Here is a 14,572-nt window from a genome sequence, read left to right on the forward strand (position 1 = left end):
TTTACAGCCGGCAGTGATGCCGGCGGCAACGTGCTTAGGCGCGTTTATTAGTCCCGCACAGGACGTGCGGCGCGAAGCAAAAGTGAAGCCGGTCTGGGATATCCCTTTTCCGGCATCTAAATCCGGCATCTAAACAAGGGGAGTCCGGGTGAAAGTCCCGGACGTTCGCACCCAAACAAAGAGGTATATCATGGCCAAGAAGATCGAAGCCTATATCAAGCTTCAGGTTCCCGCACAGGAAGCCAACCCCAGTCCCCCTGTTGGACCCGCTTTGGGCCAGCATGGCGTAAACATCATGGAATTTTGCAAGGCGTTCAACGCCCAGACACAGAACCAGGAAAAGGGCATGCCCGTTCCTGTTGTGATTACAGTGTATTCCGACCGTTCCTTCACTTTTGTGATGAAGACGCCGCCTGCGTCCATCCTGCTGAAGAAAGCCGCCGGCATCAAGTCCGGCAGTGGTCGCCCCAATACCGAGAAGGTTGGTAAAGTCACCCGTGCGCAGCTGGAAGACATTGCAAAAGCCAAAGAGCCTGATCTGACGGCAGCCGATATGGACGCTGCGGTTCGCACCATTGCGGGCACTGCCCGCAGCATGGGTCTCGATACGGAGGGCGTATAAAATGGCCAAACTCAGCAAGCGCATGAAGGCGATCGCCGAAAAGGTGGATCACTCCAAGCAGTATGATGCCGAGCAGGCGTTTGGTCTGCTCAAAGAAGTATCCAGCGTCAAATTTCCGGAAACCGTGGATGTGGCCATCAATCTGGGTGTGGATCCGCGTAAGTCCGATCAGGTTGTACGTGGCGCTACCGTATTGCCCAACGGCACTGGCAAGACTGTTCGTGTTGCGGTGTTTACCCAGGGTCCCAATGCGGATGCCGCAAAAGAAGCAGGTGCGGATATCGTAGGAATGGACGACCTAGCAGAACAGGTGAAAGCAGGCAACATGGATTTCGATGTGGTTATCGCCAGCCCGGACGCCATGCGTGTCGTGGGTCAGCTGGGCCAGATACTGGGTCCCCGTGGACTGATGCCCAACCCCAAGGTGGGTACTGTGACGCCGGATGTCGCCGAAGCGCTCAAGAAGGCCAAGGGCGGTCAGGTGCGTTACCGCACGGACAAGAACGGAATTATTCATGCCTCCATCGGCAAAGTCGGTTTCGAGCCCGGCGCGCTGAAGGAAAATCTGGAAGCGCTGCTGGCAGACCTGAAAAAGGCCAAGCCAAGCGCAGCCAAAGGTGTGTATCTGAAGAAGATTAGTGTCTCCCCGACCATGGGTCCGGGGATCGTACTGGATCAGGGTTCTCTGAGCCTCTGATTCAATAGAGAATGTTGCGGCAGGAGAATACCTGTCGCACAAAAGGCTTTGGGGCAGCGATCAACAGATCGCCTGCCGTCAAAGACCGCAGGTGCCTCGCTGCCGGAAACGGCGGAAGGCTTAATCTACCTGCGCAGACGGGGCTCCGGAATCAGGGCGAATCCTGATAACGGGCACCGGAAATAGGTGGAGTGATTATTCACTCCTGGTGTAATCGAGAACGGGAAACCGTTCCTCATCGTTGTCGGGAGGTGACGACTTTGGCACTTAATCTTGAACAAAAGAAAGCCATCGTCGCCGAAGTTGCTGACGTAGCGAGCAGTGCGTATTCCGCTATCGCCGCCGAGTACCGTGGTCTGACCGTGGAAGATCTCACCCAACTGCGCAAAGATGCGCGCGGTTCCGGTGTCTATCTTCGCGTGGTCAAGAACACGCTGGCCAAGCGGGCTGTGGAAGATACGGATTTTGCCTGTATGCAGGAGGGCTTTGTAGGCCCTCTGCTGCTGGCTTTCTCTCAGGAGGATCCGGGCGCTGCCGCACGTGTGATCAATGATTTCGCCAAAGAGCACGACGAGCTGATCGTCAAGATGGTTTCCATAAACGGAAAACTGCTTGAACCTTCAGAAATCAGTGTTCTGGCGAAGATGCCTACTTATGACCAGGCAATCAGTATGCTGATGGGTACCATGCTGGCGCCTGTTCAGAAACTGGTTACAACGCTCAATGAAGTTCCGGGCAAACTGGTACGCACGGTAGCAGCAATTCGCGACGCTAAGGAGGCTGGCTGAAGCCGGTCCTCCAATCCCACTTTTAACTTGAAGATATGTAGGAGCCCTGAAAATGGCAGTTTCTAAAGACGATATCCTCGAAGCCATCGCAAACATGTCCGTCATGGACGTGGTTGAGCTGATCGAGGCAATGGAAGAAAAATTTGGTGTGACCGCAGCTGCAGCCGTAGCCGCTGCGCCTGCTGCCGGTGGTGACGCTGGTGGCGCCGGTGCTGAAGAGCAGACCGAATTTGATGTTGTACTGACCGGTTTTGGCGACAAGAAGGTTGGTGTAATCAAAGCCGTTCGCGGTATTACCGGTCTGGGCCTGAAAGAAGCCAAAGACGCGGTAGAAGGCACTCCTTCTGTACTGAAGGAAGGCGTAAGCAAGGAAGAAGCTGAAGAAGCGAAGAAAACGCTGGAAGAAGCTGGCGCATCTGTCGAGATCAAGTAAGACCGATCTTGGCTGGCGTTTACGCAAAGCCGGAAATGGCTGGCGGCTCCAATGCCGTCGGCCTTTTCCTGTTTGCGTAAGATTTTGCCCGCAAGGGCGGCCGGCGTGAAGCCGGTGGTAATGACTGGACTACACTGAGGGAAGGCAAGCATGGCCTATTCGTTTACTGAAAAAAAGCGCATCCGTAAGGATTTTGCGAAACGCGGCAGCGTTCTCGAAATACCCTTTCTCCTTGCGACGCAGATCGATTCCTATCGCAAGTTTCTGCAAGCGGACAAAAAGCCGGACGAGCGGGATGCGCACGGATTGCATGCGGCGTTCAGCTCGGTTTTTCCCATCGTCAGTCATAACGGCAGTGCGGCACTCGAGTATGTGAGCTACCGTCTTGGTGAGCCCATGTTCGACGTGCGTGAATGCCAGTTGCGTGGTGTGACCTATGCCGCACCCCTGCGTGTGCTTGTGCGTCTGGTCATCTACGATCGTGATGCTCCTGCCAATGTGAAGCGTATCAAGGACGTTAAGGAGCAGGAGATCTACATGGGCGAACTGCCGCTCATGACGGATACCGGCACTTTTGTCATCAACGGTACAGAGCGGGTCATCGTATCCCAGCTGCACCGTTCCCCCGGCGTGTTCTTCGATCACGACAAGGGCAAGACTCATTCATCCGGCAAGCTGTTGTTTTCCGCCCGGGTGATCCCCTACCGCGGTTCCTGGCTGGATTTCGAATTCGATCCCAAGGACGCGGTATTCGTGCGCATCGACCGCCGTCGCAAGATTCCGGCGACCGTACTGTTGCGCGCCCTGGGCTACAACACTCAGGAAATTCTCGATTATTTCTTCGATACAGATACCTTTACCCTGAAGGGTGACAAGATCCTGCTGGATCTCGTCCCGGCCCGTTTGCGGGGTGAAACCGCCGGCTTCGACATCAAGTCCGGCAGAAAGGTGATCGTCGAGGCGGGCAAACGCATTACCGCACGCCATATCCGCGCCATGGAAAAGGAAGGTGTCAGCCAGCTGGAAGTGCCTGCCGAGTATCTGGTAGGCAAGACGCTGGCTCGTGACATCGTGGATCCGGAAACTGGCGAACTGCTGGCGGCCGCGAATGACGAAATCACCGAGGAAATGGTGGCAGCGATCCAGGAAAAGGGTATCAAGGAACTCAAGACCCTGTTCACCAATGACCTGGATCATGGCCCCTATATTTCCGAGACCCTGCGCCTCGATCCCACCTCCACGCGCCTGGAAGCGCAGGTGGAAATCTACCGCATGATGCGTCCCGGCGAGCCGCCCACCAAAGAGGCTGCGCAGAACCTGTTCCATAACCTGTTCTTTACCGACGAGCGTTATGACCTGTCTGCAGTGGGCCGCATGAAGTTCAACCGCCGACTGGGCCGTGAAGAGACTGAAGGTCTGGGTATCCTGTATGACGGCAAGTATTTCAGTCAGCGTGACGATGCCATCTCCAAGGAGCTGTTTGCAGACAACGGGGACAAATCCGATATCGTCGATGTGCTCAAGACCCTGGTGGATATTCGCGACGGCAAGGGTACGACAGACGATATTGACCACCTCGGCAACCGCCGTGTGCGATGCGTGGGCGAAATGGCTGAGAACCAGTTCCGCGTGGGCTTGGTGCGGGTGGAGCGTGCGGTCAAGGAACGTCTGACCCTGGCCGAGTCCGAAGGCCTCATGCCCCAGGAAATGATCAATGCCAAGCCGGTATCAGCCGCCATCAAGGAATTCTTCGGCTCCAGCCAGCTGTCCCAGTTCATGGATCAGAACAACCCCCTGTCCGAGATCACCCACAAGCGCCGTGTGTCTGCGCTCGGCCCCGGTGGTCTGGCGCGTGAGCGTGCAGGATTCGAGGTGCGCGACGTGCACCCAACGCACTATGGCCGGGTGTGTCCCATCGAGACACCTGAAGGTCCCAACATCGGCCTGATCAATTCCCTGGCCGTGTACGCCAAGACCAACCGTTACGGTTTCCTGGAAACGCCATACCGTGTGGTGAAGGATGGCAAGGCCACGGACGAGATCCATTATCTGTCTGCCATCGAAGAGGGGCGTTTCGTTATCGCCCAGGCGAGTGCGGACCTGGACAAGAACGGCAAGCTGACCGAGGACCTGGTTTCCTGCCGCCATCAGAATGAATTCGCCCTGTTCACTCCGGACAAGGTGGAATACATGGATGTGTCGCCCAAGCAGATCGTCTCTGTGGCGGCGGCCCTGATTCCCTTCCTGGAGCATGACGATGCCAACCGCGCCCTCATGGGCTCCAACATGCAGCGTCAGGCGGTACCGACACTGCGCGCCGAGAAGCCCCTGGTAGGCACAGGTATCGAGCGCAACGTGGCTGTGGATTCCGGTGTGACCGTGGTCGCCAAGCGTGGTGGTGCCGTGGAATCCGTGGATGCCAGCCGTATCGTTGTACGGGTGAATGACGATGAAACCATCGCCGGTGAACCCGGTGTGGATATCTACAACCTGACCAAATACACCCGTTCCAACCAGAACACCTGCATCAACCAGCGTCCACTGGTGATGGTGGGCGATATGGTTGCCCGCGGCGATGTCATGGCCGACGGTCCTTCCACGGACATGGGCGAACTGGCCCTGGGGCAGAACCTGCGCGTGGCCTTCATGCTGTGGAACGGTTACAACTTCGAGGACTCCATTCTCATTTCCGAGAACGTGGTGAAGGAAGACCGTTTCACCACCATCCACATTGAGGAGTTGACCTGCCAGGCCCGGGATACCAAGCTGGGCTCGGAAGAGATCACTGGTGATATCCCCAACGTGGGTGAAGCAGCCCTGGCGAAGCTGGATCAGTCCGGTATCGTCTATGTGGGTGCTGAGGTTAAGGAAGGCGACATCCTGGTAGGCAAGGTCACGCCCAAGGGCGAGACGCAGCTTACCCCCGAGGAAAAACTCCTGCGTGCCATCTTCGGCGAGAAGGCTTCCGACGTGAAGGATACCTCTCTGCGGGTCAAGTCCGGTGTTTCCGGTACCGTCATTGACGTGCAGGTCTTCACCCGCGACGGCGTGGAGAAGGATGCCCGGGCCCTGGAGATCCAGGAAGCCGAGCTGGAGCGCATCCGCAAGGATATCGCCGACCAGCAGCGCATCATGGAAGAGGATACCTTTGCCCGGGTCGAGAAGATGCTCACCGGCAAGGTGGCTGACGGTGGACCCAACAAGCTCAAGGCGGGCGCCAAGATCACGAAAGCTTACTTGGCCGACCTGGAAAAGATCCAGTGGTTCGAGATCCGTCTGCGCAATGAAGAAGCGCAGCAGCAGCTCGAAGCCATCGGCAAGCAGGTGGAGGAGCAGCGTCAAAAGTTCCGGGACTACTACGAGGACAAGAAGCGCAAGCTGTCTACCGGTGACGACCTGGCGCCGGGCGTGCTGAAGATGGTCAAGGTCTACGTGGCCATCAAGCGTCGCATCCAGCCGGGTGACAAGATGGCGGGCCGTCACGGTAATAAGGGTGTCATCTCCCAGATCGTTCCCGTGGAAGACATGCCTTTCGATGAGAATGGCCGTCCCGTGGATATCGCTCTGAACCCTCTGGGTGTACCTTCGCGGATGAACATCGGTCAGATCCTGGAGACGCACCTGGGCTTTGCCGCCAAGGGAGTGGGCGAGCGCATCGGCGAGATGCTGGATGCACAGGCCAAGATCACGCAGTTGCGGAAGTATCTGAACGATGTGTACAACTTCAGCGGCAAGCAGGAAGATCTGAAGTCTTTCAGCGATGAAGAGATCATCGAGCTGGCAGGCAACCTGAGAAACGGTGTTCCCATGGCAACGCCGGTATTCGACGGCGCCACCGAGGAAGAGATCCGTCATCTGCTGAAGCTGGGTGGCCTGCCGGAAAGCGGTCAGTGCACGCTGTTTGACGGTCGCACCGGTGAGCAGTTCGAGCGTCCCGTCACCGTAGGCTACATGTACATGCTCAAGCTCAACCACTTGGTCGATGACAAGATGCATGCCCGCTCCACGGGTCCCTACAGTCTGGTTACCCAGCAGCCGCTGGGAGGCAAGGCGCAGTTCGGTGGCCAGCGCTTCGGTGAGATGGAAGTCTGGGCCCTGGAAGCCTATGGCGCGGCCTACACCCTGCAGGAGATGCTTACCGTCAAGTCTGATGACGTAAACGGGCGTACCCGCATGTACAAGAACATCGTGGACGGTAACCACCAGATGGAGGCCGGTATGCCCGAGTCCTTCAACGTACTGGTGAAAGAAGTGAAATCGCTGGGCATTAATATCGAGCTGGAGCAGGACTAGGGCGCATTGCGTTCTGAGTCGAGCAGCGATACAACGGAGATAGATTCGTGAAAGATCTTTTGAAGATTCTGAAGCAACAGGGGCAGAACGAAGAGTTCGATGCCATTCGTATTGGTCTGGCCTCACCGGACATGATCCGGTCCTGGTCCTTTGGCGAGGTGAAGAAGCCCGAGACCATCAACTACCGTACCTTCAAGCCTGAACGGGAAGGTCTGTTCTGCGCCAAGATATTCGGACCGGTCAACGACTATGAGTGCCTGTGTGGTAAGTACAAGCGCCTCAAGCACCGCGGCGTGGTCTGCGAGAAATGTGGTGTGGAAGTGACCCTGTCCAAGGTGCGCCGGGAGCGCATGGGCCACATTGAACTGGCCAGCCCGGTGGCCCATATCTGGTATCTCAAGTCCCTGCCTTCACGCATCGGCCTGTTGCTGGACATGACCCTGAAGAGCATCGAGCGCATCCTGTACTTCGAATCCTACGTGGTCATCGATCCCGGCATGACCATGCTCGAACGCGGCCAGCTCATGAACGATGAGCAATACCTCGAAGCCATCGAGGAGAACGGTGACGAGTTCGATGCCCGCATGGGTGCCGAGGCCGTCAACGAACTGCTCCTGTCTCTGGATATTCCCGCGGAAATCCTGCGCCTGCGCGAAGAGATCGGCGCCACCAATTCCGAGACCAAGATCAAGAAGATCGCCAAGCGTCTCAAGCTGCTCGAATCCCTGGAAGAATCCGGTAACCGTTCCGAGTGGATGATTCTCAAGGTGCTGCCGGTGCTGCCGCCGGAACTGCGTCCTCTGGTCCCTCTGGATGGCGGCCGCTTCGCCACTTCGGATCTGAACGACCTGTACCGCCGGGTGATCAACCGCAACAACCGCCTCAAGCGCCTGCTGGAACTCACCGCGCCGGATATCATCGTGCGCAACGAGAAGCGCATGCTGCAGGAAGCCGTGGATGCCCTGCTGGACAACGGCCGCCGTGGCCGCGCCATCACCGGCACCAACAAGCGGCCCCTGAAATCCCTGGCTGACATGATCAAGGGCAAGCAGGGCCGCTTCCGTCAGAACCTGCTGGGCAAGCGCGTGGACTACTCCGGCCGCTCCGTTATCGTGGTCGGCCCGACCCTGAAACTGCACCAGTGCGGCCTGCCCAAGCGCATGGCCCTGGAGCTGTTCAAGCCCTTTATCTTCGCCAAGCTGCAGTCCCGCGGACTGGCCACCACCATCAAGGCAGCCAAGAAGCTGGTTGATCGTGGCGCGGCGGAAGTCTGGGACATCCTGGAGAACGTCATCCGTGAACATCCGGTGATGCTCAACCGGGCGCCCACTCTGCACCGCCTGGGCATCCAGGCGTTCGAGCCCGTGCTCATCGAGGGCAAGGCCATTCAGCTGCATCCTCTGGTGTGTACCGCCTTCAACGCCGACTTCGACGGCGACCAGATGGCCGTGCACGTGCCGCTTTCCCTGGAAGCTCAGCTCGAAGCGCGCACCCTGATGATGGCGAGCAACAACATCCTGTCCGCTGCCAACGGTGAGCCCATCATCGTGCCCACCCAGGACGTGGTGCTGGGTCTGTACTACATGACCCGTGAGCGCATCAATGCCAAGGGAGAAGGCATGATGCTGGCCAATATTGCCGAAGCCTACCGTGTATACGATACAGGGCAGGCGGAGCTGCATGCCAAGGTCAAGGTGCGTATCGACGAAGAAGTGAAGCAGGAGGACGGCAGTTTCGCCGCCCAGTCGACGATTTATGATACGACAGTGGGTCGCGCCATTCTGTGGGACATCATCCCCAAGCGCCTGTCTTTCGAAGCGTTGGTGAATACCACGCTGAACAAGAAGGCTATCTCCCGCCTGGTCAACACCTGTTACCGGGAGCTGGGCCTCAAGGATACCGTGGTATTTGCTGACCAGCTCATGTACACGGGCTTCCGCTTTGCGGCCCGCTCCGGTGCGTCCGTCTGTGCGGATGACATGGTCGTGCCCGCAGAGAAGGAAGTGCTGCTGGCGGCTGCCGAGAAAGAGGTCAAGGAGATCGAGGACCAGTACGCTTCTGGTCTGGTGACCAATGGTGAGCGCTACAACAAGGTCATCGATATCTGGTCCCATGCCAATGACCAGGTGGCCAAGGCCATGATGGATCAGCTGGGCAAGGACATCGTCGTGGACAAGGACGGTAACGAGGTCGAGCAGCCGTCCTTCAACTCCATCTTCATGATGGCCGATTCCGGCGCCCGGGGTTCTGCGGCGCAGATTCGGCAGCTTGCCGGCATGCGGGGCCTGATGGCCAAGCCGGACGGCTCCATCATCGAGACCCCTATCACAGCAAACTTCCGTGAAGGCCTAGACGTACTGCAGTACTTCATCTCAACCCACGGTGCACGCAAGGGTCTGGCAGATACGGCGCTGAAAACAGCCAACTCCGGATACCTCACCCGCCGACTGGTGGATGTGGCCCAGGATCTGGTTATCACTTCTGAAGATTGTGGTACGGAAAACGGCTTGCTCATGCAGCCCATCATCGAAGGCGGCGATGTGGTGGAAGCACTGCGCGAGCGCATTCTGGGGCGGGTTACTGCCAAGGAAGTGTACCAGCCTGGCAGCGACGATGTGCTGATCGAGGCAGGCGTCCTGCTGGACGAAGCCATGGTGGACATGCTCGAAGAACACGGTGTGGACCAGGTCTATGTTCGCTCCGCAATCAGTTGTGAAGCCAAATACGGTATCTGTGGTGCCTGCTATGGTCGTGATCTCGGTCGCGGTCACGGTGTCAATATCGGTGAGGCGGTGGGCGTGGTTGCGGCCCAGTCCATCGGTGAGCCCGGCACCCAGCTGACCATGCGTACCTTCCACATCGGTGGCGCTGCTTCGCGGTCTGCTGCGGTCAGCAGTATCGAGGTCAAGAATACCGGTAGCGTGACACTGAGCAACATCAAGACGGTAGAGCGCGCTGATGGCAAGCTGGTGGCGGTTTCCCGCTCCGGTGAGATCATCGTGCACGATACTCGCGGCAGTGAGCGTGAGCGCTACAAGTTGCCCTATGGCGCAGAACTGCAGGTAAAAGATGGCGAAGAAGTCACCGCCGGTCAGCTGGTGGCGACCTGGGATCCGCATACGCACCCGGTTGTTACCGAAATGGCGGGCATCCTGCGTTTCGTCGATTTCGTGGATGGTGTCACTGTCCAGACCAAGACCGACGACGTGACCGGCCTGACCTCCCTGGAGGTCATGGATCCCAAACAGCGGCCCACCAGCGGCAAGGATCTGCGTCCCGTGATCAAATTGATCGACGCCAAGGGTAACGATGTCAATATCGCCGGCACGACACTGCCCGCCAACTATGTGCTCCCGGCGGGTGCTGTGGTCAGTGTGCAGGACGGTGCGGAAGTGGGTGTCGGTGATGTATTGGCAAGGATTCCCCAGGAGTCTTCCAAGACCCGTGATATCACCGGTGGTTTGCCCCGCGTTGCCGACCTGTTCGAAGCGCGCAAGCCCAAGGAGTCCGCGATACTGGCTGAAGCCAGCGGCACCATCGGTTTCGGCAAGGACACGAAGGGCAAGCAGCGTCTGGTGATCACCATGGCCGACGGCGAGCAGGTAGAGTCACTGATTCCCAAGTGGCGCCATGTGGATGTGTTCGAGGGTGAGCACGTCGAGAAGGGTGAGGTGATCGCCGAGGGTGAGCTCAATCCCCATGACATCCTGCGCCTGCGTGGCGTTACCGCTCTGGCCGAATACCTGGTGCAGGAAATTCAGGATGTTTACCGCCTCCAGGGTGTAGGCATCAATGACAAGCACATCGAGGTCATTATCCGCCAGATGCTGCGCAAGGTTGAAATCGTCGATGGTGGTGATACCAAGCTGTTGCGCGGGGAGCAGATCTCCCGATCCAGAGTGCTGGAAGAGAACGAGAAAGTGCTCAAGAAAGACGAAATGCCGGCAACCTGGGAGCCCCTGCTGTTGGGGATCACCAAGGCTTCTCTTGCGACTGAATCCTTCATTTCCGCAGCATCGTTCCAGGAGACCACTCGCGTGCTGACAGAAGCTTCGGTGCGTGGAGCAGAGGATCGCCTGCATGGCCTGAAGGAAAATGTCATCGTTGGACGACTGATACCCGCGGGTACCGGCCTGGCTTTCCATGAGGAGCGCAAGCGCCGTCGCAAGGAAGATATGCTGTCCGGTGAACAGGGCGTGGTAGAGATGGCCAGCGATGAAGTGGAAGCGGTCATCAAGGAAGCACTGAATACTTCTGAGGCGGAATCCTGATCGGCTTTCAGCCGCGTCGGAAGTGTTTCATTAGATTTTATTGAAACAAGGCTTGACACGAAGACCGCGCATCTCTAAAATGCGCGGTCTTCGCATGAGGCTGGAGTTGAACTCCGGTCTTGTTGAAAATTCCGCGGCCCAGGCCGCATGGCGAAAATAACCGATTCGACTGCATGATGCCGTCCACCGCTATATCGGACGGGGTGTCCTCTGCACGAATTTTTGGCGCTTCGGCAAGATGACCGAGGCGTCCGGAGACTGTATTTAATGGCTACAATCAATCAGTTGGTGCGCAAGCCCCGTAAACGGGCTGTGGAGAAGAGTAACGTGCCTGCGCTGGAGGCCTGTCCTCAGCGTCGTGGCGTCTGTACTCGCGTATATACCACCACCCCGAAAAAGCCGAACTCGGCTTTGCGGAAAGTTGCGCGTGTTCGTTTGACCAATGGATATGAAGTGACTTCCTACATCGGTGGTGAAGGTCACAACCTGCAGGAGCACTCCGTGGTGCTGATTCGCGGCGGTCGTGTAAAGGACTTGCCGGGTGTGCGCTATCACGTCGTTCGCGGTGCGCTGGATACCTCGGGCGTGGAATCTCGCCGTCAGGGCCGTTCCAAGTACGGTGCCAAGCGTCCAAAGAGCTGATAAAGCAGCGCTGATTGTTTTTAACCACAGGATCACAGAGTAGAGCGTCATGGCAAGAAGAAGAGTAGCGGCCCGCCGCGAGATATTACCGGACCCCAAGTTTGGAAGTCTGACCCTGGCCAAATTCATCAATATGGTGATGGTCGATGGAAAGAAGTCTGTTGCTGAACGCGTGCTGTACGGTGCGCTGGATCAGATTGCGCAGAAAAAGGATGGGGATCCTCTGGAGTCTCTCGAGCAGGCGCTGGAAAACGTGCGTCCCGTGGTGGAGGTCAAGTCCCGCCGCGTGGGTGGTGCCACTTACCAGGTGCCCGTGGAAGTGCGTCCCCTGCGTCGTAACGCGCTGGCTATGCGCTGGTTGATCGAGGCGGCACGCAAGCGCAGCGAGAAATCCATGGCGGACCGTCTTGCCGGCGAACTCATGGATGCTTCGGATTCCCGCGGTACTGCGGTGAAGAAGAAAGAAGACACCCATCGTATGGCAGAGGCCAACAAGGCCTTCTCCCATTACCGCTGGTAAGAATTTTCATACTTCCAGGCTCTTTTACAGTTTTATTTATTCAGGACGGACATAACCGTGGCACGCAGCACACCTATTAACAGATACCGCAATGTAGGCATTATGGCCCATATCGATGCGGGCAAGACCACCACGACTGAGCGCGTGCTGTATTACACAGGCGTTTCTCACAAGATTGGTGAAGTGCACGATGGCGCGGCTACCATGGACTGGATGGAGCAGGAGCAGGAGCGGGGCATTACCATCACCTCGGCTGCCACTACCTGTTTCTGGAAAGGGATGGCCGGCAACTATCCTGAGCACCGCATCAACATTATCGACACGCCGGGGCACGTGGATTTCACTATCGAAGTGGAACGTTCCCTGCGCGTACTCGATGGTGCCGTTTTCGTATTGTGTGCGGTAGGCGGTGTCGAGCCTCAGTCAGAGACTGTGTGGCGCCAGGCCAACCGTTACGAAGTGCCGCGCATGGCCTTTGTCAACAAGATGGATCGCATGGGTGCCAACTTCTTCCGTGTGGTTGAGCAGCTCAAGGAGCGTCTGGGCGCCAATGCTGTGCCCATTCAGGTGCCCATCGGCGCGGAAGAGGATTTTTCCGGCGTTATTGACTTGATCAAGATGAAGTCCATCGTCTGGAGTGACGAAAATATGGGTGTGGACTTCCATTACGAAGACATTCCGGCCGATATGCAGGACGTTGCCGAGGAATGGCGTGCGACCATGGTCGAGGCTGCAGCCGAAGCCAATGACGAGATGATGGAAAAGTATCTCGAGGGCGAAGAGCTGACCGAAGACGAAATCATGGAAGGCTTACGCATCCGCACCCTGAATCTGGAGATTACTCCGGTGACCCTGGGATCCGCCTTCAAGAACAAGGGCGTGCAGGCCATGCTCGACAAGATTATCGAGCTCATGCCTTCCCCTGTCGATGTGCCGCCTATCAAAGGTGAACTGGAAGACGGTACCGAGGCTGTGCGTCATGCTTCCGATGATGAACCCTTCTCTGCGCTGGCATTCAAGATTGCCACCGACCCTTTTGTGGGCACCTTGACCTTTTTCCGCGCCTATTCCGGTGTGGTGAATGCTGGCGACAGTGTCTACAACCCGGTGAAACGCAAGAAAGAGCGTATGGGCCGTATCCTGCAGATGCACGCCAACTCCCGTGAGGAGATCAAGGAGGTGCGTGCCGGTGATATTGCAGCAGCCGTTGGCCTGAAGGACGTCACCACGGGTGACACCCTGTGTGATCTGAAAGAGCAGATCGTTCTCGAGCGTATGGAATTCCCCGAGCCGGTCATCTCCGTAGCGGTGGAGCCCAAGACCAAGGCGGACCAGGAAAAGATGGGCATCGCCCTGCAGAAACTGGCCCAGGAAGATCCTTCTTTCCGCGTGCATACGGATGAAGAATCCGGTCAGACGATTATCTCAGGTATGGGTGAGCTGCACCTGGATATCATCGTCGATCGCATGAAGCGTGAGTTCAGTGTCGAGGCGAACGTGGGAGCTCCCCAGGTGGCCTATCGCGAAACCATTCGCAAGCCGGTTGAGGCTGAAGGCAAGTTTGTGCGTCAGTCCGGTGGTCGTGGTCAGTACGGCCATGTCTGGCTGAAGATCGAGCCGCTTACCGACAGCGAAGAGAACTACGAGTTCGTCAACAATATCGTCGGTGGTGTGGTTCCCCGTGAATACATCCCTGCTGTTGACAAAGGTATCCAGGAAGCCATGCAAAGTGGTGTTATCGCGGGCTATCCGGTCGTTGATATCAAGGCAACACTTTATGACGGTTCCTACCATGAGGTGGATTCCAACGAGCAGGCATTCAAGATCGCCGGTTCCATGGGCTTCAAGAACGGTGTTGCGGAAGCGGACCCCGTGCTGCTCGAGCCCATCATGAAGGTTGAGGTAGTCACCCCGGAAGAGTACATGGGCGACGTTATCGGCGACCTGAACAGCCGCCGCGGAATGGTCCAGGGCATGGAAGACAGTCCTGCGGGAAAGATCATCAAGGCGGAAGTGCCGCTTTCATCCATGTTCGGTTACGCAACGGACTTGCGCGGTGCGACACAGGGTCGCGCCAACTACAGCATGGAATTCTCCAAATACAATGAAGTGCCGCAGAGCATTGCGGACAGCATCGTAAACAAGTAATCCAGATTCGTTGAAAAGGTAAGCTACAGTGTCTAAAGAAAAATTTGAAAGAACCAAACCCCATGTAAACGTGGGCACTATTGGTCACGTAGACCACGGTAAAACCACGCTGACTGCGGCGATCACGACCGTACAGGCGGCGAAGTTTGGTGGTGAGA

At 57.3% G+C, this 14,572-nt stretch carries 10 protein-coding genes; all 10 read left to right on the plus strand.

Translation table 11 applies throughout. The features are described 5' to 3' along the window. The first annotated feature begins 190 nt into the window (after positions 1–190). Positions 191–622 (plus strand): 50S ribosomal protein L11, encoded by a 432-nt coding sequence (gene rplK, locus ACOCD2_RS04140; protein ID WP_293643717.1) that lies wholly within the window; start codon positions 191–193, stop codon positions 620–622. A 1-nt stretch (position 623) separates the two neighbouring features. Then, entirely contained in the window at positions 624–1,319 is a 696-nt protein-coding gene (rplA, locus tag ACOCD2_RS04145; RefSeq protein ID WP_293643719.1) for a 50S ribosomal protein L1, read from the plus strand. Between the two features lie 260 nt (positions 1,320–1,579). After that, on the plus strand, positions 1,580–2,107 hold the full coding sequence (rplJ, locus tag ACOCD2_RS04150; protein WP_293643721.1) for a 50S ribosomal protein L10: 528 nt from the start codon (positions 1,580–1,582) through the stop codon (positions 2,105–2,107). 52 nt (positions 2,108–2,159) lie between these two features. Beyond that, positions 2,160–2,540, plus strand: coding sequence for a 50S ribosomal protein L7/L12 (rplL, locus tag ACOCD2_RS04155; RefSeq protein ID WP_293643723.1), 381 nt, complete (start codon positions 2,160–2,162; stop codon positions 2,538–2,540). Between the two features lie 150 nt (positions 2,541–2,690). Continuing rightward, the gene (rpoB, locus tag ACOCD2_RS04160; protein ID WP_293643725.1) at positions 2,691–6,833 is read left to right on the plus strand and encodes a DNA-directed RNA polymerase subunit beta; all 4,143 of its coding nucleotides are present in this window, start codon (positions 2,691–2,693) and stop codon (positions 6,831–6,833) included. 47 nt (positions 6,834–6,880) lie between these two features. Continuing rightward, complete coding sequence (gene rpoC, locus ACOCD2_RS04165; protein WP_293643727.1) at positions 6,881–11,104, plus strand: DNA-directed RNA polymerase subunit beta'; 4,224 nt, start codon at positions 6,881–6,883, stop codon at positions 11,102–11,104. Between the two features lie 267 nt (positions 11,105–11,371). Beyond that, on the plus strand, positions 11,372–11,746 hold the full coding sequence (rpsL, locus tag ACOCD2_RS04170) for a 30S ribosomal protein S12 (RefSeq protein ID WP_293643729.1): 375 nt from the start codon (positions 11,372–11,374) through the stop codon (positions 11,744–11,746). Between the two features lie 49 nt (positions 11,747–11,795). Continuing rightward, entirely contained in the window at positions 11,796–12,266 is a 471-nt protein-coding gene (gene rpsG / locus ACOCD2_RS04175) for a 30S ribosomal protein S7 (RefSeq protein WP_293643731.1), read from the plus strand. A gap of 57 nt (positions 12,267–12,323) precedes the next feature. Beyond that, positions 12,324–14,414, plus strand: a complete 2,091-nt coding sequence (fusA, locus tag ACOCD2_RS04180; protein ID WP_293643733.1) for an elongation factor G — start codon at positions 12,324–12,326, stop codon at positions 14,412–14,414. A gap of 28 nt (positions 14,415–14,442) precedes the next feature. Continuing rightward, a partial coding sequence (locus ACOCD2_RS04185) for a GTP-binding protein (RefSeq protein ID WP_293672440.1) occupies positions 14,443–14,572 on the plus strand: 130 nt, incomplete at its 3' end.

The organism is Thiolapillus sp. (assembly GCF_048562965.1).
Lineage (GTDB): Bacteria > Pseudomonadota > Gammaproteobacteria > Chromatiales > Chromatiaceae > Thiolapillus > Thiolapillus brandeum_A.